Here is a 25217-nt window from a genome sequence, read left to right as displayed (position 1 = left end):
GTCTCCTTACTTCGGAGCTTTCTGCTGCTCGCCTTCACCCGCCGATGCGTTCTCGTGGATGACGCGCGCGATATCCGTGTCGGCGTCGGCAAGCTGCTTGTCGTAGATCGGCGTGGAGAACTCGGCCTTGGTCGGCGCCTGCGTCGAGAGCAGCGGGCCGCTCTGGTCGTGCAGGTTCACCGTGACCTTGGTCGAAAGGCCCAGGCGCAACGGCTTCTCTTCGAGCTGCTTCGGGTCGGTGAAGACCACGCGGACCGGCACGCGCTGGACGATCTTGATCCAGTTGCCCGTGGCGTTCTGCGCCGGCAGGATCGAGAACGCGCTGCCGCTACCGATACCGAGGCTGCGGATCTTCGCCTTGTAGACGGTCTTGCCGCCGTACACGTCCGCAGTCACCTCGACCGGCTGGCCGATGCGCATCTTGTTCATCTGGGTTTCCTTGAAGTTCGCGTCGATCCACACTTCGTGGAGCGGCACGACGGCCATCAAGGCGGCACCCGGCTGCACGCGCTGGCCAACCTGCACGGTGCGCTTGGCGACATAACCGTCCACCGGCGCGACGAGCGTGGCGCGAACATCGTCGAGATAGGCAGAGCGCAGCTTGGCGGCCGCGGCGCGGACGTCCGGATGCGAGGCGACGACGGTGTCGTCGACCAGCACCTTGTTGCTGCTGTAGGCCTGCTTCGCCGACGACAGGCTGCTCTCGGCCGAGGTCAGCGTATCGGCGGCATGCGACAGTTCTTCGGCGGAGATCGCACCGGACTTGGCGAGATCGCGACGACGGTTATAGTCCTGACGCGCACGATCCACCGCAGTCTGGCGAACGGCCACGTCGGCCTGCGACGAGGTCACGTTGTTGTACAGGCCGCGCACCTTGCGCACCGTGTTGGCGAGGTTGGCGCGGGCGCTTTCCAGCGCGACTTCGGCGTCGCTCGGATCGAGCTTGACCAGCACATCGCCCTGGTGGACGAGGTCGCCGTCATCGGCGCCGATCGAGGTTACCGTACCGGCGATCTGCGGGGTGATCTGCACGACGTTGCCGTTGACGTAGGCGTCATCGGTGTCTTCTTCCCAGCGACCGTCCACGAAGTACCAGACCGTCCAGCCGATCGCGGCGAGCACGATGACGGCAACCAGGAGCTTGAGGAAGAAGCCGCGACGGCTCTTCGGTGGCGGCGCAACGACGGCGCCGGATGGGGCAATGGATTCTTGTGACATCGGAAGCGGCCTCGGTACGATTTTTAATGAGTGGCGGGCGTGGCGGCGACGACGGGCTGGTCGTCGGCCTCGGGGCGGAAACCACCGCCGAGCGCCTGAATGAGTTGGACGGACGTGTCGACCTGCTGCGCCTTCAGCGACGCCATGCGCTGCTGGGCTTCGAGCAGCTGCTGGCGCACCACGAGCGATTCCAGGTAGCTGCCGACACCGGCCTTGTAGCGAAGCTGCGAGAGGTCGTACGCCTGCTGCGCCGCATCCTGTGCGCGCTGCTGCGCCTGGATCTGCGTGCCGAGCGAGTCGAGGCCCGAGAGGTCGTCGGCCACGTCGTTGAGCGCGCCGACCAGCGTCTTGTTGTACTGCGCGACAGCGAGGTCGTACTCGGCATCCTTGCCCGACAGGTTCGCGCGAAGACGACCGCCATCGAAGATCGGCAGGCTCACCGCCGGCAACACCTGCCAGAAGCGCGCACGCGACGAGAACAGGTTGTCCGAACCACCCGCGGCCTGGGCGGCGAGGATGCCCAGCGAGACGTTGGGCAGGAACTCCGTTTTCGCCGCGACGATGTCCTTCGATGCCGCCTCGACGCGCCAGCGCGCGGCGACCAGGTCGGCACGATGGCCGATCAGGTCGGCGGGCAGGTTCGCCGGGATGGCCACGGCGGACGGCGCCAGCGCGGCGGGACGGGTGATGTCCATGCCGCGGTCCGGACCCTTGCCCAGGAGCATGCTGAGCTGGATACGCGCGGTGTCGATGGCGCGCGCGGAAACGGCGATCTCGCGCTCGGCCGAGGCGACTTCGCTATCGGCCTGCTTCACCTGCGTCTGGTTGTCGACACCGGCGGCGACACGCTGCACGGTCAGCGTCTGCGAGGCCTTGCTGCGATCCAGTTCGGCCTTGGCCACGTCCATCTGGGTGAACGCGTAGCCGAGCTGCACGTAGGCACGGGCGACGTTGGTCGAGATCTCGATGCGCGCGGCGCGAGCATCGATTTCCGTGGCGCGCTGGCTGCCGAGGGCCGCTTCCCACGCGGCACGCTTGCCGCCCCACAGGTCCAGGTCCCAGCTGAAGTTGCCGTAGCCGAACTTGGTCCACGAGAAGTGGTTACCCGGCGGCGACGGCAGCAACGAACCCGGCAGGTGCGCGCCCGCGGCGCCGGCACCGACGTTGAACGTCGGATCGCGTGCGGCGTCGGCGCCACTGGCCTGCGCCTGGGCCTGACGCACGCGCGCATCGGCGGTGGCCAGATCCGGGTTGTCCTTCAGGGCCTCCTCGATCAGCGAGGTGAGCTGGCTGTCGCCGAGCCCCGTCCACCAGTCGGCCGACGGCCAGCCGGCCGGCGAAACGGCCACCTTGGCCAGGGTACGGTCGGCGTGGAGAGTGGTCGGGTCGGTGAGCTGACCCTGCGGATCCAGTCCACGGCTGGTGACACAGCCGGAAAGAATCAACGCGGCCCCGACGGCCGCCACGAGTGTGTGCAGACGCATGCGTATTGCCTCGGACGTTTAGTTCAGTCTTTGTCGCGGAGCGCGTTGAGCACGCGCTCCAGGTAATCGTGCAACTGATCGCGTTCCGTCCCGGTGAGGCCCTTCTGGGCCCGCTCGAGCGTCGCGATGTTGCTTTCGTGCAGATGCTTCCAGAGCGCCTCGCCAGCTTCGGTCAGCTCGATACGCAGGGCTCGACGGTCCTGCTCGTGCTGCTTGCGCCGCAAATAGCCCTTGGCCTCGAGCTGGTCGAGCTGGCGGGTCATGGCGCCGCCGTCCAGATCCACCGCCCGGGCCAGCTCCGTGGCCGTCATGGCGCCGTGGGTGGCCAGGCGCTTGAGGACATGGAACTGGGTGAACTTCAGGTCGACGCCCAGTGCGGCGAGATCGGACTCGATCGCACGGACGATTTCACCGCGCACCATGCCGATGAGGGCACCCAGGGAGTCGCGGCCGTCGTACGAAGGGCATGTGGGATTGTTCATGGACACGCATTCTATTGCCCGAAATATAGTTGTCAAGGCAAATATGTGTCCGCCGGATATTTCAGGTTTCTCGGATATTCATCCTTCGTCGGCCAGCAGGGCCGCCAAGGCGGGGTCGCGCACCTCGAAAAGATCGAAGACACCCAGCGCCTTCAGGGTCGGCAATTGAGCCAGCAGGCGGGGTTCCAGGCGGCGGACCTGCTCCTCAGGGGTGGTGGGATCGAGCATGGCGTGGGCGCAGGCGACAAAGGTGACCAAGGCGTCGCCCGCCTCCTGACCTTCGCTGAATTCGGTTAAATCGGTGGTGACGAGACGGATCATAGGGATCTCCGCTTCAGGGTCACGGGCGCCGGTCGTCGGCGGATGCCGGGCGCAGGACAGTTGCTTGGGGTTGCAAATGATAGTCATGGAAGCAATCGGCCTGATATCGTTAGTCGGCCAACTTATGTCGAGATCGGGCCAAAATGCACGACGAAACCCTTCACCGATTGCTGGAAAGCGCCGACGGTCCGCCCCTGATTGCCTACGAGGCGCGCGGCGAAATTCCCCTGCGTGAAACGGACTGGCACAGCCATGTGCGCGGCCAGTTTTTCTATGTGGAACAAGGGCTTTTCATCACACGTACGGAGCATGGCTCCTACCTGCTGCCGCCGCATCGCGCCGGCTGGATGCCGCCGGGGATGATGCATACCGTGAGCATTGCGGGCCCGAGCCACGCCTGGGGCGTGTTCATCGCACCCTGCGCCGCGTCGGTCCTGCCCGACCGCCCCTGCGTGGTCGGGGTCAATGACCTGTTCCGCGCCATCGTCAAACGGGCCGCCACCTGGCCGGCCGACGCCGTGACGGTCGAGCCCGAACGCGAACGCCTGTTCGCCGTGCTGCTCGACGAACTGCGCCGTGCCCCGGTGGAATCGCTGCACCTGCCGATGCCGATCGATCGCCGTCTTCGCCGCGTCGCCATGGCCATGTACGAGAACCCGCACGACACCCGTGGCATCGACGACTGGGCGAGCTGGGCAGGCATGTCCTCACGCACGCTCACGCGCCTGTTTCGCCAGGAGACCCAGTGCAGCGTGGCGCAGTGGCGACAGCAGGCTCGGCTGGCGCGTGGGCTGGAACGGCTGGCTCATGGCGAGCCTGTCTCGGTGGTCTCCGATGCGCTCGGATATGCGACGCCGAGCGCGTTTGTGGCGATGTTCCGGCGAGCGTTTGGCGATTCACCGGGGCGGTATCTGGCGCGGCAGGCTAGCGAGGCTTAGCCGCGAACTGGCCCGCTGCCGGGATCGCCGCTGAAGCGGCTCCCACAGGAGGCGCTCGATACAAGTCGGCTCTTGTGGGAGCCGCTTCAGCGGCGATGGGTGCTTGCCGTTGCCTCCGCCACTGGCTTGCACATCCACAGTCCCTCGAAGGTGTAACGGTCGCCGCTGCTTCGCTCGAGAACATCGACCGCGATGCGGCCATGCCGCCATGGGCCGTGACTCCCTTGCGCGCCGGTGTCGTGGCACGAACGCAAGGGCGCAAACGCACCCCGTTCCGGATGGGTCAGAGCGGACTCCTGCGCCACGCATTCGGCCATGGCTTCGTCGTAACTCGGCAGGGTGAGTTCGCCGGTCCGGAAATGTTCGTTGCTGCACACGGGTGACGCGCTCAACGCCGGTGTTGCGGTGACGAGTCCGGAGAACAGGCTGGCAGCCGCAGCAAGACGCTGAAGGGTGGCGTGGGTTCGGGATGGTGTCATGACGCGCTCCTTGGTGAGAGGGGCGGAAGGTCATGGGTTCATCGTGGCGGAGGAATCAGAATAGTCTGAAAAAGCGGGCGCGTTTCGCGGGATGAGGGGTGCGTCACAGTTGGGCGAGCTCGAGAGTGATGTCCCGTGTTCTGGCGCTTTCAGGCCTGCCGTTTTTGCGAGCACCCTTTCGCCGATAAATCGGCTCCCACCCTGATTAGGTGCCGTTTCTGCGAGCACCCGTTCGCCGATGAATCGGCTCCTACAGGGGGCGGGTGTCGAATTTGGTCAGGTGGCGGGGAAGCGGTAGCCGACGCCGGGTTCGGTTTTCAGCCAGCGCGGCGTCGAGGGATCGTCGCCCAACTTGAGACGGAGCTTGCCCATGACGATGCGCAGGTAATGCGTGTCCTGGGTGTGCGTGGCACCCCAGACTTCGCGGAGGATCTGTTGCTGGCTGACGACGCGACCTGGGTGGCGGACGAGCAGCGACAGCACGGCGAACTCCTTGCGCGTGAGCGCGATCGGCGCGCCGTCGAGCAGCACTTCGCGCCGCGCAAGATCGATGACGAGGCTACCGTCGTCGTAGCGTACCGGCGCATCGGCCTGACCGCCCTTGGCGCCCTGGCGCAGCAGCACACGCAGACGTGCCATCAGCTCCTGGATGCCGAAGGGCTTGGTCACGTAATCATTGGCGCCGTGATCGAGCGCGCGGACTTTCTCGCTCTCCGAATCGCGCACGGAAAGCATCAGCACGGGCACTTCACTCCACATGCGGATCTCGCGCAGCACATCGTGGCCTTCCATGTCCGGCAGGCCGATGTCGAGCACGACGACATCGGGCGACTGCGTCGCGGCGAGCCCAAGGCCTTCCTCTCCGTTGGCGGCGAGCAGCACCTGGTAGCCCTCGGCGCGCAGGCCGATATCGAGGAAGCGGCGGATCTGCGCTTCGTCATCGATGACCAGGACTCGTGGAGCGGTGGGGTTCATGCGTTGGATTCGGGGGGCGGCGACAGCGGCAGCGAGACCCGAATGGTCGTGCCTCCGCCCACGTGGGGCAAGGCCTCCACGCTGCCGCCATGCGCACCGATCATGCCGCGGCAGATGGCCAGGCCGAGGCCCGTGCCTTTGCCACCGCGATCGCCGCGCGTTACCGAATAGAACATGTCGAAGATCCGCGCCCGCTCGTCTTCCGGGATACCCGGACCCCGATCGGCCACGTCGACGAGCAGCCGGCCTGCTTCGGAGCGGACCGTGACCCGGATCGGTTCCTCGGGCGGCGTGAAGCGGCCGGCGTTCTCGAGGATGTTGAACAGGGCCTGCTCGATGAGCGCCGGATGCACGTGCAGGAGCACGGTATCCGTCGGCAGGTGCACGTCGATCCGCACGTCGGGAAAGAGCTTGCGCATGCGCGATACGGCGGCGGCCACGATCTCGCCGGCGTCGACCCAGTCGCGATGGAGCTGCAAGGTGCCATGGCCGAGCCGGGTCATGTCGAGCAGGTTCTGGATGTAGCGGTCCAGGCGCTGGCCCTCGCCGAGGATCGCCTGGAGCAGTTCGTGCCGCTCGTTCGCGGGCAGCTGCGCGTCGTAGCTGAGCAGGGTGCCGGCCGAGCCGATCATCGAGGCCAGTGGCGAACGGAGATCGTGCGAGACGGACGAGAGGAGGGCGCTACGCAGGCGTTCGGTCTCGCCCTGCACGCGCGCGCCTTCCAGTTCGTGGGCGAGCCGCGCGCGGTCGAGCGCCTGGCCGATGTCCTGCACCATCGCCAGCGCGAGGCTGCGCCGGTCGGCATCGGGCTCACGCGCGCTGAGCGGAAAACGCAGGGCGACGACGCCCGCGCGCTGGTGTTCGGCGCCGAGTGGCAGCATCCAGCACGAGGCCGCGTGCAGGGTATCGGTGTAGCGGCCGGCGGGCTCGGCGTGGCTTTCGCACCATTCGGCGGCAGCGAGGTCCTGGGTGGACAAGGCGAACGCATCGGGCACCGAATTCATGACCTTGAAGTGACCGTTGGCATCGCGCGCAAGCATCGCGATCTCGATCGACAGCGCCCGGGCCAGCGCAGAGGCGCCGGCCTTGCGAATGCTGTCTGCGTCGGCGCTGGTCGCCAGTTGCTGGCCCAGTGCGACCAGGGCGCGGGCGCGCACCTGGGCCGCACGCAGCGACGTGACCTGTCCGGCCAGCCGTGTCGCCAACCGGCTGCAGACCAGGGCGACGACAAGGAACAGCACCACCGCCAGCACGTCGTCGGCATTGGCGATCGCCAGCGTGTAACGCGGTGGGGCGAAGAAGAAGTTGTAGCCGAAGAAGCATAGCAGCGCCGTATAGACCGCGACGGCCATGCGCGTGCGCACCGCAACGACGAGCACGGCAGTGAGGAAAATCAACGAGAGGTTGGCCACCGACAGGAAACGGTCGGCAACGAAGGACAGCGCCATCGCGATGGCGGTCGCGCCGGTGGCGAAGGCGTACTCGCGGCGCGATCCGTGGCCGTCCTTGAAACGCAGGCGGCGACGCGCACGTGCGCGCTCGGCCGGTGTGGCGACGATGGTCAGTTCGAGGTGGGCGCCGCGACGCAGCAGCTGCTGGGTGAGCGAGAAGCCCAGGCGCCGCGCGATCGGCCGCTCGCGCGTGCGGCCGACGATGATCTGGCCCACGCCTTCGCGATCCGCCCAGGTAAGCAGTTCGTCGGCCACGGCGTGACCGCGAAGGATCACACCCTCGCCACCGAGGCGACGGGCCAGGCGCATGGCGGCATCCACGCGTTCGCGCCGGTCGGCATCGAGGCCACCGCGATCGACGAAGACCACGCTCCATGGCGACCCTCGTCGTTCCGCGATACGTCGCGTGATGCGCACGAGGTACTCGCTCTGGCCCTGGCCATCGATGGCCGCCATGCAACGACGACGTACCGGCATCGCATCGCCGCGGGCGAGCATGATCTCGCGCAGGTCGCTGTCGACGTGCGCGGCCACGGTTTCGACCGCGAGTTCGCGCAGGGCGGCAAGATTGGTCGGCGAGAAATACTTGTCGAGCGCGACCGCGGCGGTTTCCGGCACGTACACCTTGCCCTGCTTGAGCCGGCCGATCAGTTCGCGGGGCGGCAGGTCGACCAGCACGATGTCACGCGCACGGTCGAGGAAGGCGTCGGGGACGGTCTCGCGTACGGCCACCCCGGTGATCCGGCGGATCTGGTCGTTGAGGCTCTCCAGATGCTGCACGTTGAGCGCCGTATACACCTCGATGCCCGCATCGAGCAGCTCGGCGATGTCCTGCCAGCGACGCGTGTGACGGCCACCGGGCAGGTTGGTATGCGCGAGTTCGTCGACCAGCAGCACGGCCGGTCGGCGCAGCAAGGCAGCCTCCAGGTCGAACTCGCGGAAGTCCCGGCCGGCGTAGCGCACGGGCCGGGTCGGCAGCACTTCCAGGCCCTCGACCAGGGCGACCGTGTCGGAGCGGCCATGGGTTTCGACCAGGCCGACGACGACGTCGATACCCTGACGTTTGAGATCCCGTGCCGCGGAAAGCATCGCGTAGGTCTTGCCGACGCCGGGTGCGGCGCCGAGGAAGACCTTCAGCCGCTGGCCGTCTTCGTCGCTGGCCGTACTGAGCAGCGCGTTGGCTCGGGCATCGCGGTCGTCAGTCATGGGGGTGGCCGGGGAGGTGGGGCTGCATGGTGCAAGGGTAATGGATGGGGTGAGGCGATCTGGTTATCGCCGATGAATCGGCTCCCACAAGGAACAGCAGCGGCGATGCTCTTGTGGGAGCCGCTTCAGCGGCGATGGGTCCGCGACAACGATCGATGGTTACCGCGCCGCCTCATCGACGGCAAGGTTGAGCTTCAACACATTCACCCGCGGCTCCCCCAGCACACCCAACTGACGCCCGTCGGTATTCGCTGCCACCAGCGCCCGAAGCTTGGCCGGGTCGAGGCGACGCGCCCGCGCCACTCGGGCCAGTTGGTACTCAGCCGCCGCCGGGCTGATCTCCGGATCCAGGCCGCTGCCCGAGGCCGTCACCAGGTCCACCGGTACGGCCGCCGTGTTGCCCGGATCGGCGTCACGCAAGGCGACGATGCGATCGCTCGCCGCCTTGGCCAGCGCCGGATTGGTCGGTCCGAGATTCGAAGGCGTGGACGCTGCCCCGTTGTTCGGCGTGGGCGTCGTCGCCGACGGGCGGCTCCAGAAGTAACCGGGCGCCGTGAACGACTGGCCGATCAGCGCGGAGCCGACCGGCTTGCCGTCACGTTCGACCAGGCTTCCCGCCGCCTGATGGGGAACAGCAGGGCCGAGAGCCCACCGACCACCGCCGGGTAGGCCACGCCGGTGACCGCGGTCATGAGCAGGAGCAGGACGATGGCATTACGCAGCAAGGTGGTCATGGGTGTTCCTCAGTAGTGCAAGATCGCGTCGACGATGGCGGTGGCCTGGTAATCCTTGCGGCCGCCGTCGTAGGCATTGACGTCGTATGACCGGTCGTAACGGATTTCAGGGCGGATCTCGAGATCCTGGGTCACCCAATGCGTCATGCCGAGCGTGTGGCTCGTGTACTTCGTCGGATAGCCGGTGCGCTGGCCCTTCTGGTCGTTATAGAACTCGTTACGGAATGAGATCATGTTCTTGGGATCGAGCTCGACGTTGAAGTAGTTCACGATGCCGTACTCACCCGCCTTGCCCGGGTACGGCGACGAGCCGGCAACCTTCGGGTCGAAATCCTCGCCATAGCCTGGGATATTGCGGCCGTACATGTAGTAAGCCTCGGTGAGCATGTGCACGTTGTCACTGAAGCGATGGCCCCAGGTGGTGACGTACATCTGCACGTTGTTGTAGTTGTAATCGGAATTGTTGAAGCTGTTCACGCAGGGATAGAGCATGTCGTTGTTATCGGACGACACGTAGCGCACGCAGGCCTGCAAGGTCGGGCGCGCCGAATGGTTCCACACGGCGGTGTCGTTGCCGCCATTGATACCTACCTGCACCGTCCACTGCTGGTTGAGGCGCGTCGTCGTCATCACGCCCATCTGTGTGTACGGATCCACGGTGTAGAGGATCGAGTGGGTGACCAGGTAGTTGTTCGGCGAGAACTGCGCTTCGATGTCGGGCAACGACAGCCAGCGACCGATACGGATATCCATGCCCTCGGCCACGTGCGGCAGGTAGATATCGCCGTAGAACAGCATCGGGTCGTAGCCGTAGATCTTGCCGTTGAGCGGCTCGTTCGGCTTGGGATTGTTGAGCAGCTGGTTACTGAAGACACCCTTCGCCGTGGTGAAGTGGTAGTCGTATCCGTAGAGGTTGTCGAGGTGGAAGCCCCAGTCCACGTGATCGGTCTGCACGGTGTCGGCGAGGCGCTCGATGCGGAACAGCGCCTGGTTGAACTCGACGCGATTGGGGCGCACGGCGTACGACACGGGATAGTTCGTGCGCGACGAGGTGCTGATGTTCGCCGAGGCATTCAACCAGCCGTAGACCTCGATGCGGTTGTCCTTCATCCACTTACCCACGCTGTTGCAGGCGAGTGCCTTTTCGAGCGGGTACTGCGAGTTCAGGTTCGGCACACCGATCGGGTAAGCGACACCGCCTAGCTGCCATTCCGCCGAGGGGAACGGCGGTGACGAGAACGGCGAGGCCATGCCGCGGCGTGCCGGCGCCTCAGCGTTCGGATCGGCAGGCTGGGCGTCTTCGCGGTAGGCCGCGGCGAAACGGGAAGCAAAACCCTTGGAGCAATCGTCACTGCCCGAGGCCATGGCCTTGGTGACAGGCGCGAGTGCGCAGATAGCGGCGAGGAGAGCATAACGAGTGGTACGCATGGCGTTTTTACCGATCCCTTTCGGGACCCCTTTATCGGTGGGATGGAATGATTCGAATGTTTCAGAACCGGGTGTTTCAGATACCGGCGTAACCGCCGAGCGTGTACTCGTCGTCGTTGGGCGGTGGCACCGGAACGATGCGCGGCTTGATGACAGCGACCGGAGCGACCTGTGCGACCGGCGCGCCCGCAACGGCGACGTCGTGATCCGCGGCGACGACGCGGACTTCCATGTCCAGGTCGGCGTGGTCTTCGATGAAAACGGTGAGCTTCACGGAATGCATGGGGCGACCTCGGTCAGGCCAGTCCGAAGAGGACCAGCAACATGTCGATCAACTTGATGCCGATGAAGGGCACGACGATGCCGCCGAGCCCGTAGACGAGCAGGTTGCGTCGCAGCAGCGCGCCGGCACCAAGCGCGCGATAAGCCACGCCCTTCAGCGCGAGCGGAATGAGGCAGATGATGATCAGCGCGTTGAAGATCACCGCCGACAGGATCGCGCTGCGCGGCGTGGCCAGGTGCATCACGTTGAGCGCGTTGAGCGCCGGATACGTCGTGGCGAACGCCGCCGGGATGATCGCGAAGTACTTGGCGATGTCGTTGGCGATGGAGAACGTAGTGAGCGCGCCGCGGGTGATCAGCATCTGTTTGCCGATGCCGACGACCTCGATCAGCTTGGTCGGGTTGGAATCCAGGTCGACCATGTTGCCGGCTTCTTTCGCCGCCTGCGTGCCACTGTTCATCGCCACGGCGACGTCGGCCTGGGCCAGCGCAGGCGCGTCGTTGGTGCCGTCGCCGCACATCGCGACCAGGCGGTTCTCGGCCTGCATGTCGCGGATGAGCTTGAGCTTGGCTTCCGGCGTGGCCTCGGCGAGGAAGTCGTCGACACCGGCCTCGGCGGCGATCGCCGCCGCGGTGAGCGGGTTGTCGCCGGTGATCATGATGGTGCGGATGCCCATCTTGCGCATCTCGGCGAAGCGCTCCTTGATCCCGTCCTTGACGATGTCCTTGAGCTCGACCACGCCCAGGGTCAGCGAGCCGTCGACCACGATCAGCGGCGTGGCACCACGACGGGCGACATCTTCGGCCATGCGACGGACCAGGGGCGGCAGGTGGCTGTCCTGCCCGTCGAGGTAGCGCTCGACGGCATCCATCGCGCCCTTGCGGATGTGGCGGGTGCCGACATCCACGCCGCTCATGCGGGTCTGCGCGGTGAACGGCACGAACTCGGCGCGACGATCGTCGTGGCGGCGCTCAGCCAGGCTGACGCTGACGTACTTCGCCGCCAGGGTGACGATACTGCGACCCTCCGGCGTTTCGTCGGCGCGCGAAGCCAGCTCGGCGGCTTCGGCCAGTTCGCGTTCCTCGATGCCCGGGGCCGGATAGAAGGCCACGGCCTGGCGGTTGCCCAGCGTGATCGTGCCGGTCTTGTCGAGCAGGAGCACGTCCACGTCGCCGGCGGCTTCGACCGCACGGCCGGAGGTGGCGATCACGTTGGCGCGGATCATGCGATCCATGCCGGCGATGCCGATAGCCGAGAGCAAGGCGCCGATCGTGGTCGGGATCAGGCAGACTAGCAGGGCGATGAGCACGGTCAGGCTGATCGGCTCACCCGCACCCGCCGCTTGCACGCTGTAGATCGAGTAGGGCAGCAGGGTCGCGCAGGCCAGCAGGAAGATCAGGGTGAACTTGGCCAGCAGGATCGTCAGCGCGATCTCGTTCGGCGTCTTGCGCCGTGAGGCGCCTTCGACCATCGAGATCATGCGATCGAGGAAGCTCTCGCCCGGGTTGCTGCTGATACGCACCACGATCCAGTCTGAGAGCACGCGGGTGCCACCGGTGACCGCGCTGCGGTCGCCGCCGGATTCACGGATCACCGGCGCGGATTCGCCGGTGATGGCACTCTCGTCCACGCTGGCGGCGCCCACCACGATCTCGCCGTCGCCCGGGACGATCTCGCCGGCTTCGACGAGCACATGGTGGCCCAGGCGAAGCTCGCTGGACGGCGTGAACACGATGGGTGCGTGGCGATCGGCCGAGGCGAGCTTCTTCGCCATCACGTCACGACGGGAACCGCGCAGCGCATCGGCCTGGGCCTTGCCGCGCCCCTCCGCCAGTGCTTCGGCGAAGTTGGCGAACAGCAGGGTGAACCACAGCCAGAGGCTGACCCAGAAGATGAACGCGGTCGGTGCTTCGGCGTGGCCGGTGAGGGCCTGCACCCAGAGCAGCGTGGTCGCCACGCTGCACACGAAGACCACGAACATCACCGGATTGCGGAACTGCAGGCGCGGCGAGAGCTTGCGGAACGCGTCGACGAGGGCGCGAGTCACCAGCGCGCGATCGAAACCGCGCGGGGTATGGGCTTGGGAAGTCATGGATCAGTGGCCCGTGGCGGACATCAGTTGTTCGGCGATCGGCCCGAGGGCGAGTGCCGGGAGGAAGGTCAGTGCGCCGACGACGATGACGACGCAGGCAAGCAGGGTGACGAAGAGCGGTGTATGCGTCGGCAGGGTGCCGGCGGTCTCGGGCACGTGTCCCTTGGCAGCCAGCGAGCCGGCCATGGCGAGCATGGCGATCGCCAGCGGGAAGCGGGCCAGGAACATGCAGATGGCCAGCAGGACGTTCCAGAAGGGCGTATTGGCGGAGAGACCACCGAAGGCGCTGCCGTTGTTGTTCGAGGCCGAGCTCACGGCGTAGAGGATCTCGCTGAAGCCGTGCGCGCCCGGATTGGATACGCCTGCGATACCGGCCGGTGTCATCACCGCGATAGCTGTGCAGATCACCACCAGGGCGCAGGGAATCAGCACGGCGAGGCTCGCCATCTTCATTTCGTGCGCTTCGATCTTCTTGCCCAGGTACTCCGGCGTGCGACCGACCATCAGTCCGGCGATGAACACCGCGACCACGGCGAAGGCGAGCATGCCGTAGAGACCCGAACCGACACCGCCGAAGATCACTTCACCCAGCTGCATCAACCACATCGGCACCAGGCCACCCAGCGGCGTGAGCGAGTCATGGGCCGCATTCACCGCACCGCACGAGGCTGCCGTGGTGATCGCGGCAAACAGGCCCGAGGCGGCGATGCCGAAGCGCGTTTCCTTGCCTTCCATGTTGCCGCCGGCCTGCGTGGCCGAGGCCTGCGCATCGATGGCCAGCCCGTGCAGCGCCGGATTGCCGGCCTGTTCGGCGGCCACGAGTCCCAGCGTCAGCGGCACGAAAATAAGCAGCATGGTGGCGAGCAATGCCCAGCCCTGGCGGCGGTCGCCGACCATGCTGCCGAAGGTGTAGCAAAGTGACGCCGGAACAAGAAAGATCGCCAGCATCTCGACGAAGTTGGAGAACGGCGTCGGATTCTCGAACGGATGCGCGGAGTTGGCGTTGAAGAAACCACCGCCATTGGTGCCGAGCATCTTGATCGCGATCTGCGAGGCCGCCGGGCCCATCGGCAAGGTCTGCTGGCCGTGCTGCAACGTCGCGACGTCCACGTAGGCCGACACGTTCTGCACCACACCCTGCGAAACCAGCAGCAGGGCGATCACCAGGGAGAAGGGGATAAGCACGTAGAGGGTGGCGCGGGTCATGTCGACCCAGAAGTTGCCGACGGCCGCGGCACCGCGGCGGCTGAAGCCGCGAATCACCGCGATCAGCACGGCGATGCCGGTCGCCGCCGAGAGGAAGTTCTGCACCGCCAGGCCGATCGCCTGGGTGAAGTAGCTCATCGTCGACTCACCGCCGTAACCCTGCCAGTTCGTATTCGAGGCGAAGCTGACGGCCGTGTTCATCGCCGAATCCGGCGTGATCGCGCCGAAGTGCTGCGGGTTCAGCGGCAGCCACTGCTGGGTACGCTGGAGGATGTAGACGACGGCGAGGCCAGCCACATTGAACGCGAGCATGGCGATGGCGTAGCGCTTCCAGCTCATGTCCTCGTCGGCACGAATGCCGGAGAGACGATAGAGCAGGCTCTCGGCGCGTGCACCGAAGCGGTTGACGCGGTTGGGCGTCTCGGCGAACACCTGGGCCATGTAGTGGCCGACGGGTTTCACCAGGACGAGAAGGACGGCCAGGTACAGGCCGACCTGGAAGAAGTCGTTCGCGGTCATTCGAACCACTCCGGCTTCAACAGGGCGACACAGAGGTAGCCGACAAGGGCGACCGCGACCACGGTGGCGATGATCAGGGAAAAAGTCATGGCGGGTTCCTCAACGACGACCGAGTCGGTCGCAGATCATGAGGAAACCGATCGTCAACGCCGTAAGGACGATAACGAGAAGGACGTACAGGAGTTCCACGGGTGCATTCCGTCGAAGAAGACGGCGCATTGTTCTCCCGCGGCGATATGAGGGGCGTATCGCGCCCCGCGAGGCGCGTAAAGCCTGCGTAAATTTTCAACGCAGTAGCTGTTGTGGGAGCCGATTCATCGGCGAAAAGGGAAATGTGGGAGCCGATTCATCGGCGAAAAGCCAACGAAGCGGCTTAGCCGCAAGCCCCCCATCCCAAATGAGCTCTGGCCCGCTGCCGCGGGATCGCCGATAAATCGGCTCCTACAGGGGGCGTGTTAGCGCCCCAGGTTCTGCTGGAACAGCTCGTCGATGCGGCGGTATTCGTCGTACCAGGAGTCCGCATGGACGAAGCCGTGGCGCTCCAGCGGGTACAACGACATCCAGAAGTTCTTCTTGTGCAGCTCGATGAAGCGCTGGTACAGGCGGACCGTGTCGCTGGCCAGCACGTTGTCGTCGATCAGGCCGTGTTCCATCAGCAGCGGGTCGGACAGCTTGTCCGCGTACATGATCGGCGAGCTGGTCGCGTACGCCTCGGGATCGAGCTGCGGATCGTTGAGGATGTTGGCCGAGTATTCGTGGTTGTAGCTGGTCCAGTCGGTGACCGGACGCAGGGCGGCGCCGGCGGCGAACTCACCCGGGGCGCGCAGCAATGCCATCAAGGTCATGAAGCCGCCGTAGCTGCCACCGTAGATGCCCACGCGCTTCGGGTCCACGTGCTGGTTCTTCACCAGCCAGGCCTTGCCGTCGAGCAGGTCGTCCAGTTCCGGATGGCCCATGTTGCGGTAGATCGCGGTGCGCCAGTCGCGGCCATAACCTTTCGAGGCGCGGTAATCCATGTCGATCACGACATAACCGCGCTGGACCAGCAGGTTGTGGAACATCTGCTCGCGGAAGTACGCCGGGTATGACAGGTGGACGTTCTGCAGGTAGCCGGCGCCATGAACGAAGATCACCGCCGGGCGGGATGCCGTGGCGCTGCTGTCGGCCGGTCCATAGAACTTCGCCCAGATCGTGCCGGCGCCATGGCTCGACGGGACCTGGACGATCTTCGGCGCGATCCAGTCGTGGGCCTTGTAGCCGGGCTTGCGCGTGTCGGTGAGCTCATGGACGGCGGCGCCGTCGACGCCGATCGTCGCCAGCTGCGAAGGCACGTACGAGGACGAGTGCAGGACGGCGAGCGAGCGGCCATCCGGCGACAGGCTGAAGTCGTCCAGGCCTTCGAAGTGCGTGATGCGGGTCAGCGCGCCACCCGTGGACGGCACGCTATAGATGTCGTAGCTGTACGGCGCGACCTGGTTGGTACGCACGTAGAAGGTCGAACCGTCCGGGCTGAGCACCGGGTGGTCGGTTTCGAACCGGCCGCTGGTGATCGCCGTGGCCTTGCCGCCCAGCGGGCGCGTGTAGAGCTGGGCGAAGCCCGATTCCTCACTGAGGTACCAGAGGCTGCGGCCGTCGCGAAGCCAGCCGAAGTCGTTGCCGTCCCAGTTGATCCAGGCCTTGTCGGTCAGGCGGTGCTGGCTGACCAGCGCATGCTTGTCGAAGTCGACGGTGGCGATCCAGCGGTCCTTGTTGTCGATGGCCCGCAACTGCACGGCCACGTTGCGACCGTCGTCGCTCCAGACGATGCCCGGGCTGTATTCGCCATTGACGATGACCGGACGAACCTTCGGTGCGGCGAGTGCGTCGGCACGGTCGCCTTTGCCGTCCTTGCGCAGCGCGGCGACGGTTTTCGCGCGCAGCTCGGCCAGCGGGTCGTCGCCGATGCCCGGGAGCTTGGCCGTGTCGAGGTCATAGCTGGTGTGGGTGCGCAGATCGAGGAGCCGCAGGGACTGCGGCGCCGGATCGTTGCGTCCGACATAGGCGCGCGTGGCCTCGGTCTCGGCGTAGCCGGAGTCGGTGACGTAATGGGTGAGGTCGGCGATCTTGCCGCCGTCGGCATCCTTGTCCTGGGTGACGACGACCATCCAGCGCCCGTCCGGCGACAGCGAGGTATCGGTCACGCTGGTCTTCTTGCCGAGCCAGAACGGCTGCGGCGCCTGGCCCGGATCGGCGGCGGCCAGGGCTTCCGCGTCGGCCTTGACCGCGTCGTCGTCCGCGCGCAGCTGGCGCAGCGTCTTGAAGATGGCCTGCTGGTCGTCCTTCAGGTCGTCGGACTTCTTCGTCTTCGGGTCGTCCTTCTCTTCGAGCAGGGCGGCTGGTGTCACCGGGCCGCCGGCGACCGCGTACGTGAACCAGTTATTGCCGCTGCGGAAGGAGAGCAGGCGGCCATCCACCGAGAAGTGCGGATCGCGCTCCTTGGCGGCCGACCGGGTGACCTGCACGGTGGCGCCCGTGCCGAGGTCGCGCAGAAAGACGTCGCCGTGGCGGACGAAGGCTGCGTGGCGATGCTCGTGGTCGAACACCAGCTTGCTGCCGTCCGCGCCAGCGGCAGTCTTGGGGTCGAGCTGCACCGGCGTACCGCCCGTCGCCGCGACGCGATAGAGGTCGCGCACGGGGCTGCCGTCATGCTTCAGCGAGTAGTACAGCTGCGTGCCGTCGACGCTCCAGTAGGCGTCCTCGACCGCTGCGCCGATCCAGTCCGGGTCGGCCATGATGGTTTCCATGTCCAGCGGCGGCGGTGGCGCGGCGAAGGCCGGTGCGGCGGTGAGGACGGTGAGCAGGGCGGCGGCGAGTACGCGCATCGAACGTTTCCCGGGTCTGGCAAATCGGTCGAGGATAGCGCGCCTTTGCTACGCTCGGGGCCCCTCCACCGGAGTCGTCCCCCATGCGTGACCTCGTCCCCCGCCTGCTCGCCGCGAGCCTCTTCGTTGCCTTCAGCGCCCACGCCGCCACCGGCACCCCGCCGCCGACCCCGAAGCACGTGGTCGCCGAGACGCTTGCCGGGCAGCCGGTCAACGATCCCTACCGCTGGCTGGAGAATCCCGACGCGGCCGATGTGACAAAGTGGATCGACGCGCAGAACGCGTACACCGAAGCGACCATCGGCGCGATGCCGCTGGGCAAGACGCTGAGTGCGCGTATCCGCGAACTGGCGATCACCTCGACCACGCGTTCGTCGCCGACCCTGGCGGGCGGCACCTTGTTCTACTTCGAGAACACACCGCCGCAGCCGCAGCCGGTCCTGGTCGCCAAGGCCTGGCCGGACGGCCCCACGCGTACCCTGGTCGACCTCAACCAGGGCGACGGCAACACGGCGATCACCGAATACTGGCCGTCGCCGAGCGGCCGCTACCTCGCCTATGGCACCGCCGAGGGCGGCAGCGAACTGACCACCATCCACATCCTCGATACGACCAGCGGCAAGCCCCTCGGCGATGTCCTCCCGCTGGCCGGTGGCGGGACGACACCCCAGGCACTGGCCTGGGATGCCGACGAAAAGGGCGTGACCTACGCGCGCTTCGAAACGCCGAAGGCCGGACAGGCCCTGCGCGAGTTCGACGCCGTGCTGGCCCATCACACCCTCGGCGAGTCCGCCAGCAAGGACCGCACGGTCTTCGGCAAGGGCTATTCGCACGTCGCCGAATACATCCTGCTCGAAGGCAGCGCCGGCAAGTCGGTCGCACTGCTGGCCAACGAAGGCGACGGCGGCCCGGCCGAGGTCTACCTGCGCGAAGGCAAGGGCAACTTCACCCGTGTGCTCGGCCACGACGCCGACGCGCGCTCGGCGGCCTGGGTGGGCGACCGTCTGTTCGTCGTCAGCTTCGCCGGGGCACCGCGCGGCAAGATCGTCGCCGTGGGTGCGGGCGGCAAGACCACCCCCGTGCTCGAGCAGGGCGAGGGCGCGATCCAGCGCGTGACGCCGCTCGGCGACGGCTTCCTGGTCGTGCGTAGCGCCGGCCCCGACTGGTGGGCCGACCAGTACGACGCCAAGGCGGGCTTCGTGCGCCGCGTTCCGCTGCCGGCCACGGGTGTGGCCATCGGCGGCATCGCCTCGGAATCCGGCCAGAACAAGGCGCTGATCTCCTACGCCGGCTGGACCACGCCCACCCATTGGGCGGAGTACGACGGCGCCAGCGGCTCGCTGAAGACGATCTTCGAAGTGAAGCCGGCCGCCGACTATTCGAAGGTTCGCGTCACCCGCGTCGACGGTGTCTCGAAGGACGGCAGCAAGGTGCCTGTCACCGTGATCTCGATGGACGGCATCACGCCCAACGGCAAGCGCCCGACCATCCTCTACAGCTACGGCGGTTTCGGCATCCCGGTGACGCCGGGCTTCATCGGCGCCAACCTCGCGTGGCTCGAACGCGGCGGCGTGCTGGCTTACGCCAACATCCGCGGCGGCAACGAGTTCGGCGAGGCCTGGCACGAGCAGGGCCAGAAGCTGCGCAAGCAGAACGTGTTCGACGACTTCTACGCCGCGGCGCAAGCCATGGTCACCTCGAAGTGGACCGACACCAGGCACCTCGGCATCCTCGGCGGCAGCAACGGCGGCCTGCTGATGGGCGCGGCGCTCACCCAGCATCCCGACCAATACCGCGCCGTGGTCGGTGCCGTCGGCATCTACGACGTACCCCGGCACGAAACCGCGTTCGCCAACGGCCAGTACAACGTCAGCGAGTACGGCACGGTGACCGACGATGCCCAGGCGAAGTCGACCCTGGCCTGGTCGCCCCTGCATAACGTGAAGAAGGGCACGGCGTATCCGGCGGTGCTGCTGACCACGGGTGCGAACGATCCGCGCGTCGCACCGTGGCAGTCGCGCAAGTTCGCCGCGTCGCTGCAGGATGCGACGACGTCGGGGCAGCCGGTGTTGCTGCTGACGCGGATGAATGCGGGGCACGGTATCGGTGCGCCTTTCAGCCAGCGCGTCGGTAATGCGGCGCTGTCGATGACGTTCTTCGCGACCGAGCTGGGATTGGGGGAGTAGGAGCCGCTTCAGCGGCGATGGGTGCTGGCGACGATTTCGCCTATGCTTACGACGCGGCCAGGGGAGGCCGCGTCATACAAGGAAGCGTTCGTGATCGTGTCGGACCTGTTCACCCTGCCCGCCTTCGTGGCCTATCTCGCCCTGGGCATCTTCTACTTCGTCGCCTTCGTGGTGACCTACATCTGGATCACACCGCAGCGCGAGATGGCGCTGATTCGCGACGGCAATCTCGCCGCGGCGATCAGCCTCGGCGGTGCGGCGCTCGGCTTCGTGCAACCACTGGCCAGCGCCATCGCGCACAGCGTGAGCCTGACCGACCTCGCCCTGTGGGGTCTGGTCGCCTGGATCGTGCAGTTGCTGACCCACTTCGTGCTTCGCCTGCTGGTGCGCGACCTGCGCCGGAAGATCGAAGAAGACGTCCGGTCGGTCGCCCTGTTCGTCGCGATCGTCGCCATCTGCGTCGGCACGCTCAACGCCGCCGCGATGTCTTACTGAGGCAGGCGACATGTCGAACAAAGGGAAGTCGAAGCCTGTCATTCCGCGTAAGAGCCCGTCACTCAAGCCTGCCGCCGAATATCGGCATCCGTCGTTCTACCCTCCGCAGGAACCGCTGACGCGCAAGCGTACGGTCGCCATCACGCTCGGCGTACTCGGCGCGGCTGCAGTGGGCTTTGCCACGCTCGGCGGCAAGGACGTGCAGCGCAACAGCTACACGTCGCAGGAAGACTGCGAGCACGACTACGCCACCGGGCAGTGCACGCGTGAACAGCCGGTCGGGAGCAGCGGTTACTCGGGTGGCGGCTACCACTACTACGGCCCCTGGTATCGCAGCGACTGGCGCAGTGGGACCTTCAAGGGCGATCCGGGTCCCGGGCGCAGCTATGCGTCCGGGCTAGGTAGCTCCGGGCATGGCCCGACCGGCTTCGATTTCGGCAGTCGCGGTGGCTTCGGCTCGAGCGGCCACGTGTCGGCACGGGGCGGCTGATGCGGCGCGAAGCGATCGCGCCGCGCGAGGACTGGAAAGCCCGGGTCGAGGCACTGGGTTTCGGCTTCCACACCATCGATGGCCAGGCCTACTGGCGTGAAGACGCGTGCTATGTCTTCGACGAAGCCGCCGTGGATACGCTCGAAGCGGCGACCGCGGAGCTGCATGGTCTCTGCCTCGAGGCCGTCGACCGTATCGTGCGCACCGGCCGCTATGCCGACCTCGGTCTCGACGAACGCGCGGCGCAACTGATCGAACGCAGCTGGTTCGACCGCGATCCCGCGCTCTACGGTCGCATGGATCTTTCTTTCGACGGCCACTCGCCGCCGAAACTCCTCGAGTACAACGCCGATACGCCGACCTCGCTCTTCGAGGCGTCCGTCGTGCAGTGGTATTGGCTCGAAGACGTCGCGCCCGAGGCCGACCAGTTCAACTCGATCCACGAGAAACTGATCGAACGCTGGCGTGCCGTCGGCGGTGGCCCGCGTGTGCACTTCGCCGCGTGCTACGACAACCCCGAAGACGCGACGACCTGCGACTACCTGCTCGATACCTGCATGCAGGCCGGCCACGCGACGGAAGCCCTCGACATCGAATCGATCGGCTGGTCCGGCAAGGCTTTCATCGATCTCGCCGACCGACCGATCGACCGCCTGTTCAAGCTGTATCCGTGGGAATGGCTGATGAGCGAAGCCTTCTCCCAGCACATTCCCGCCAGCGGAACACGCTGGATCGAACCACCGTGGAAGATGCTGCTGTCGAACAAGGCGATCCTGCCGCTGCTCTGGGAGTATTTCCCGAATCATCCGAACCTGTTGCCGGCGAGCCGGCGTCGCGAAGACGTCGAAGGCGCGGTGGTGGAGAAGCCGTATTGGGGTCGCGAAGGCGAGGGCATCGTCGTACTGGATGCCCACCAGCGTGGGTCAGGCTCGCCGTTCCAGATCTATCAGGCCCTCGCGCCGCTGCCTGTCTTCGATGGCAGGCATGCACTGGTCGGTTCCTGGATGATCGGTGACGAGCCCGCGGGCATCGGTATTCGCGAGGACGACGATCGAATTACGCGGAATACGAGCTGTTTCGTGCCTCATCTGTTTCGATGAATGCAGGTTCGCGCAGTGGGCGGCCGCCATCCTGGCTCTTGCATGCATCGTTTTTGCGGTACTGACGTTCCGGTTGGTTGCGTCCCGTCGCTATCTCAACGATGCGGCGGGTCGTACATCACGGTGACGTAGTACGTGACGTGGCCCACCGGATTGTCACGGCGGAAACTCGCGAAGACGAATGCATCGGGAGGTTGGTTGAACGGAGCCATTTGCGACTTGCCCGTCACGGCGACATTTCCTTGGGCGACGGCGCCTACGAGGTCGGGTTCTGGCAACGCCGTGGGCGGATCGAAGACGACGTCGGGGAGTTCGATGGCTCCATACTTCGACTTCAGGGCACGATAGGTGTTTGCCCAGACCTTGCCGGCGTCCTTGATGTCTTCGCCCTCGTAAAGGTACACGCCTATTCGGACGAGCTTTCCGTCCTTGAAGAAGAACTGTACGTTCTCTTTTCGGCCATCGAACGTGCCGTTGTAGGTCTCGATATCACCGTTGGTGAATGACTTGTACGGACCCGCGTCTAGCTGCGACGTGACCTCCTGCGGCGTCATTCCGAAATGCCAGGGCGGCAGGCCACCGGTTGGCGGCAAGGTTTGTGCCGTAGTCATTGCGCTGAAGGCGAGCGACAGGGCGAGGCCGATCGAGGCTAGGGTATTCCGCATGCTTCGCGTTCCTCGGAATATTGCGGTTGATGGGACGAGCATCGCCGATGAATCGGCTCCTACAAAGAGCTGCGATGTACCATATTTGATCGCCTCCAGGAAAAGTCATCATGCCGCTGCCCACCGTCGAAACCGAAACCCGCCCGTCGCCGACCTGGTCGGTCATCTGGCTGCACGGCCTCGGTGCCGACGGCAACGACTTCGCGCCGATCGTGCCGGAGCTGGTCGATGCGGCGTGGCCGGGTGTGCGCTTCGTTTTCCCGCATGCGCCCGTGCGACCCGTCACCGTCAACAACAACGCGCCCATGCGTGCGTGGTACGACATCAAGGGTCTCGCCATCGCGGACAAGCAGGATGCCGAAGGCATCCGCGCCTCGATCGCCGAAGTCGAAGCGCTGATCGCCCGCGAAGAAGAGCGCGGCGTGCCCGCGTCGCGGATCATCCTCGCCGGCTTCTCGCAGGGTGGCGCCATGGCGCTCTCCGCCGGCCTGCGCCACCGCGAAACCCTGGCCGGGCTGATGATCCTGTCCGCCTACCTGCCCCTGCACGACACCATCGAAGCCGAGCGCGCCGGCGCGAACCACGCCACGCCGATCTTCTGGGGACATGGCACGGCCGACCCGATCGTTCCGCTGGTGCTGGGTGAGCAGTCGCGGCAGGCCCTCGAGTCGCTCGGTCATCGCATCGACTGGCACAGCTACCCGATGGCCCATCAGGTGAGCCTGGACGAGATCGCCGATGTGCGCGCCTGGCTGACCGAGCGCTTCGCCAACGCGTGATCGCCTGCGCGGCGGGGTGAACGGGCATCCGGCATACTCGCCGCATGCCCGCCAACCCTTCCCAGACGTCCGTCGCATCGCGTCCACCTTCGGCGCCACTGCCCGATTTCTGCAGCCTGCCGGTGCTGTTCGCCTTGCTCGTAGTGGGTGCGCTGACGGTCTCCCTGATGTGGCTGGCGCCCGGCGGAACGGGCACCCTGCGCGATTACTGCATCGCCGTCCTGTTCACCAGCTGGTTGTCGATCCTGCTGACCGTGGCACTGTGCAAGCTGCGCACAGGCATGCAACGGCTGCCCGGATTGCTGCCTTACGCGGCGGTCTGGCTCCTCCTGGTCGCCACGGTCGGGCTGAGCGCGGGCGTGATGGGCTGGATCGATCGCAGTCTCGTTTTCGGCATCACGCCGTCGCCGACGTTCCGCTTTGTCCGCGACAGCATGCTCGCCACCGGCCTGCTCGGCGCCGGCCTGCTGCGCTACTTCTATGTCGTCGCGCAGTGGCAGGCGCGCGTCGCCGCCGAAGCGCAGGCGCAGGTCGCCGCCCTGCAGGCGCGCATCCGCCCGCATTTCCTGTTCAACAGCATGAACGCGGTGGCCGCCCTGATCCGGGTCGATCCGGACGCGGCCGAGCGCACCGTCGAGAACCTCGCCGAGCTCTTCCGCGCGGCCCTGGGCAGCGACACCGAATCCGTGGGCACGCTTGGCGACGAGTGGAGCCTGGTCGACCGTTACCTGGAGATCGAGTCGCTGCGCCTGGGGCACCGGCTGCGCGTGGAGCGCGATATCGACGTCCCGCCCGGGCTACCCATGCCCCGCATGCTCCTGCAGCCGCTCGTGGAGAACGCCATCCGCCATGGCGTGCAACCCAGCCGCAGCGGTGGCACGATCCGCCTCGGCGGGCGCCGGGTGCCCGGCGGCGTGGAGATCGTCGTCGATAATCCGATCGCGGATGGCGCCCCGACGCCGGGCACCGGGCATGGCTTGCGCAACGTGCGCGAGCGCGTCCGTTTCCACTACGGTGAGCGCGCCAGCGTGCGCGTCGACACCGGTGCCGATCGCTTCATCGTGACCGTTTTCCTGCCGGAGTCCGCGAATGCGCGTCCTGATCGCCGATGACGAACCGCTTGCGCGGGCGCGGCTCGATTCGCTGCTGGCCCGCCGGGCCGATGTGGAGGTGGTCGGCAGCGTCGCCGACGGCGAGGCGGCGCTCGAGGCCTGCGCCTTATTGCTTCCCGACGTCATCCTGCTCGATATCGAGATGCCCGGCCTCGGCGGCACGGCGGTCGCCCGGCGCCTCGCCGAAGTGCCCATGCGGCCTCAAGTGGTGTTCTGCACCGCCTACGAGCAGCACGCGCTGAGCGCCTTCGACCTGGGTGCCACGGATTACCTCTTGAAGCCCGTGCGCGCGGAGCGGCTGGACGAAGCCCTCGATCGCGCGGCGACCCGCTTGCAGCCGCCCGTCGCGGCACACTCGGCATGGTTGCGCGCGCGCAGCGGTGCCGACGAAGTCCGTGTGCGCCTGGATGATGTGCTCTACCTGCTCGCCGACGAGAAGTACGTGGCCGTCCACCATGGCGGAGGCATGTGGTTGATCGACGACTCCCTGCGCCAGCTCGAAACGGCGCATGGCGAGCGGCTGGTTCGTCTGCATCGCAATTGCCTGGTGCCACGCGCCCGCCTGCTTGGCCTGAGAACGTTGAGCGATGGCCGTGTGCTTGCCCGCTTGTCCGGTACCGAGGTCACGCCCGAGGTTAGCCGGCGCAACCTGCCCGCCGTGCGCCATCTGCTGCGCACCGACGCTGGCTGAGCGTGCAAGAGCGGGGCGAAAC

General features: G+C 66.4%; 24 protein-coding genes. 8 read left to right on the top strand and 16 right to left on the bottom strand.

What is annotated here, in order from left to right; genetic code table 11:
* Positions 1 to 6: 6 nt before the first annotated feature.
* The 4 genes from BJI69_RS07780 to BJI69_RS07765 all read right to left on the bottom strand — a co-directional run bounded on the left by BJI69_RS07780 (position 7) and on the right by BJI69_RS07765 (position 3505).
* On the bottom strand, positions 7 to 1218 hold the full coding sequence (locus tag BJI69_RS07780; protein WP_046969196.1) for an HlyD/EmrA/EmrK family protein: 1212 nt from the start codon (positions 1216 to 1218) through the stop codon (positions 7 to 9).
* A 23-nt stretch (positions 1219 to 1241) separates the two neighbouring features.
* Entirely contained in the window at positions 1242 to 2702 is a 1461-nt protein-coding gene (locus BJI69_RS07775) for an efflux transporter outer membrane subunit (RefSeq protein ID WP_046969195.1), read from the bottom strand.
* A gap of 23 nt (positions 2703 to 2725) precedes the next feature.
* Positions 2726 to 3184, bottom strand: coding sequence for a MarR family winged helix-turn-helix transcriptional regulator (locus BJI69_RS07770; RefSeq protein WP_046969194.1), 459 nt, complete (start codon positions 3182 to 3184; stop codon positions 2726 to 2728).
* A 78-nt stretch (positions 3185 to 3262) separates the two neighbouring features.
* On the bottom strand, positions 3263 to 3505 hold the full coding sequence (locus tag BJI69_RS07765; RefSeq protein WP_046969193.1) for a hypothetical protein: 243 nt from the start codon (positions 3503 to 3505) through the stop codon (positions 3263 to 3265).
* Between the two features lie 143 nt (positions 3506 to 3648).
* Here BJI69_RS07765 and BJI69_RS07760 point away from each other — a divergent pair, with 143 nt between their 5' ends.
* Positions 3649 to 4443: an AraC family transcriptional regulator gene (locus BJI69_RS07760; protein ID WP_046969192.1), complete on the top strand. Its 795-nt coding sequence runs from the start codon at positions 3649 to 3651 to the stop codon at positions 4441 to 4443.
* Positions 4444 to 4529: 86 nt separating this feature from the next.
* Here the strand turns inward: BJI69_RS07760 and BJI69_RS07755 are convergent, their stop codons facing one another.
* The 11 genes from BJI69_RS07755 to BJI69_RS07710 form a co-directional block, all read right to left on the bottom strand.
* Positions 4530 to 4922 (bottom strand): hypothetical protein, encoded by a 393-nt coding sequence (locus tag BJI69_RS07755; RefSeq protein WP_046969191.1) that lies wholly within the window; start codon positions 4920 to 4922, stop codon positions 4530 to 4532.
* A gap of 276 nt (positions 4923 to 5198) precedes the next feature.
* Positions 5199 to 5897, bottom strand: a complete 699-nt coding sequence (locus BJI69_RS07750; protein WP_046969190.1) for a response regulator — start codon at positions 5895 to 5897, stop codon at positions 5199 to 5201.
* Entirely contained in the window at positions 5894 to 8554 is a 2661-nt protein-coding gene (locus BJI69_RS07745) for a sensor histidine kinase (RefSeq protein WP_046969189.1), read from the bottom strand. The genes BJI69_RS07750 and BJI69_RS07745 overlap by 4 nt, the downstream gene beginning before the upstream one ends.
* 159 nt (positions 8555 to 8713) lie before the next feature.
* Positions 8714 to 9163 (bottom strand): potassium-transporting ATPase subunit KdpC, encoded by a 450-nt coding sequence (kdpC, locus tag BJI69_RS07740; protein ID WP_244890718.1) that lies wholly within the window; start codon positions 9161 to 9163, stop codon positions 8714 to 8716.
* Positions 9124 to 9288, bottom strand: a complete 165-nt coding sequence (locus tag BJI69_RS22840) for a hypothetical protein (RefSeq protein WP_244890714.1) — start codon at positions 9286 to 9288, stop codon at positions 9124 to 9126. Before BJI69_RS22840 ends, kdpC begins: the two co-directional genes overlap by 40 nt.
* Positions 9289 to 9297: 9 nt before the next feature.
* Complete coding sequence (locus BJI69_RS07735; protein ID WP_046969187.1) at positions 9298 to 10716, bottom strand: outer membrane beta-barrel protein; 1419 nt, start codon at positions 10714 to 10716, stop codon at positions 9298 to 9300.
* Between the two features lie 76 nt (positions 10717 to 10792).
* Positions 10793 to 10999: a hypothetical protein gene (locus tag BJI69_RS07730; RefSeq protein WP_046969186.1), complete on the bottom strand. Its 207-nt coding sequence runs from the start codon at positions 10997 to 10999 to the stop codon at positions 10793 to 10795.
* A gap of 13 nt (positions 11000 to 11012) precedes the next feature.
* Entirely contained in the window at positions 11013 to 13091 is a 2079-nt protein-coding gene (gene kdpB / locus BJI69_RS07725) for a potassium-transporting ATPase subunit KdpB (RefSeq protein ID WP_046969185.1), read from the bottom strand.
* A gap of 3 nt (positions 13092 to 13094) precedes the next feature.
* Positions 13095 to 14816, bottom strand: a complete 1722-nt coding sequence (kdpA, locus tag BJI69_RS07720; RefSeq protein ID WP_046969184.1) for a potassium-transporting ATPase subunit KdpA — start codon at positions 14814 to 14816, stop codon at positions 13095 to 13097.
* Entirely contained in the window at positions 14813 to 14905 is a 93-nt protein-coding gene (gene kdpF / locus BJI69_RS07715; RefSeq protein ID WP_071924904.1) for a K(+)-transporting ATPase subunit F, read from the bottom strand. The genes kdpA and kdpF overlap by 4 nt, the downstream gene beginning before the upstream one ends.
* A 366-nt stretch (positions 14906 to 15271) precedes the next feature.
* Positions 15272 to 17677, bottom strand: coding sequence for a S9 family peptidase (locus BJI69_RS07710; protein ID WP_046969183.1), 2406 nt, complete (start codon positions 17675 to 17677; stop codon positions 15272 to 15274).
* Positions 17678 to 17760: 83 nt separating this feature from the next.
* Between BJI69_RS07710 and BJI69_RS07705 the strand changes: the two genes are divergently transcribed.
* The 4 genes from BJI69_RS07705 (at position 17761) to BJI69_RS07690 (ending at position 21948) form a co-directional block, all read left to right on the top strand.
* Positions 17761 to 19863: a prolyl oligopeptidase family serine peptidase gene (locus BJI69_RS07705; protein ID WP_071924903.1), complete on the top strand. Its 2103-nt coding sequence runs from the start codon at positions 17761 to 17763 to the stop codon at positions 19861 to 19863.
* A gap of 90 nt (positions 19864 to 19953) precedes the next feature.
* The gene (locus tag BJI69_RS07700) at positions 19954 to 20358 is read left to right on the top strand and encodes a DUF350 domain-containing protein (RefSeq protein WP_211258537.1); all 405 of its coding nucleotides are present in this window, start codon (positions 19954 to 19956) and stop codon (positions 20356 to 20358) included.
* A gap of 10 nt (positions 20359 to 20368) precedes the next feature.
* Positions 20369 to 20848, top strand: a complete 480-nt coding sequence (locus tag BJI69_RS07695) for a hypothetical protein (protein WP_052767340.1) — start codon at positions 20369 to 20371, stop codon at positions 20846 to 20848.
* On the top strand, positions 20848 to 21948 hold the full coding sequence (locus tag BJI69_RS07690; RefSeq protein WP_046969181.1) for a glutathionylspermidine synthase family protein: 1101 nt from the start codon (positions 20848 to 20850) through the stop codon (positions 21946 to 21948). The genes BJI69_RS07695 and BJI69_RS07690 overlap by 1 nt, the downstream gene beginning before the upstream one ends.
* A 95-nt stretch (positions 21949 to 22043) precedes the next feature.
* Here BJI69_RS07690 and BJI69_RS07685 read toward each other — a convergent pair whose 3' ends face one another.
* Positions 22044 to 22613 (bottom strand): hypothetical protein, encoded by a 570-nt coding sequence (locus BJI69_RS07685; RefSeq protein WP_046980562.1) that lies wholly within the window; start codon positions 22611 to 22613, stop codon positions 22044 to 22046.
* A gap of 110 nt (positions 22614 to 22723) precedes the next feature.
* Between BJI69_RS07685 and BJI69_RS07680 the strand changes: the two genes are divergently transcribed.
* The 3 genes from BJI69_RS07680 to BJI69_RS07670 are packed head-to-tail and all read left to right on the top strand — an operon-like array spanning position 22724 to position 25195.
* On the top strand, positions 22724 to 23392 hold the full coding sequence (locus BJI69_RS07680; RefSeq protein ID WP_046980561.1) for an alpha/beta hydrolase: 669 nt from the start codon (positions 22724 to 22726) through the stop codon (positions 23390 to 23392).
* Between the two features lie 44 nt (positions 23393 to 23436).
* Positions 23437 to 24504, top strand: coding sequence for a sensor histidine kinase (locus BJI69_RS07675; protein ID WP_046980560.1), 1068 nt, complete (start codon positions 23437 to 23439; stop codon positions 24502 to 24504).
* On the top strand, positions 24482 to 25195 hold the full coding sequence (locus BJI69_RS07670) for a LytR/AlgR family response regulator transcription factor (RefSeq protein ID WP_046968058.1): 714 nt from the start codon (positions 24482 to 24484) through the stop codon (positions 25193 to 25195). Before BJI69_RS07675 ends, BJI69_RS07670 begins: the two co-directional genes overlap by 23 nt.
* Positions 25196 to 25217 lie beyond the last annotated feature (22 nt).

The organism is Luteibacter rhizovicinus DSM 16549, from assembly GCF_001887595.1.
Taxonomy (GTDB): Bacteria; Pseudomonadota; Gammaproteobacteria; order Xanthomonadales; family Rhodanobacteraceae; genus Luteibacter; species Luteibacter rhizovicinus.
This window is presented reverse-complemented; position numbering and strand designations above follow the sequence as displayed.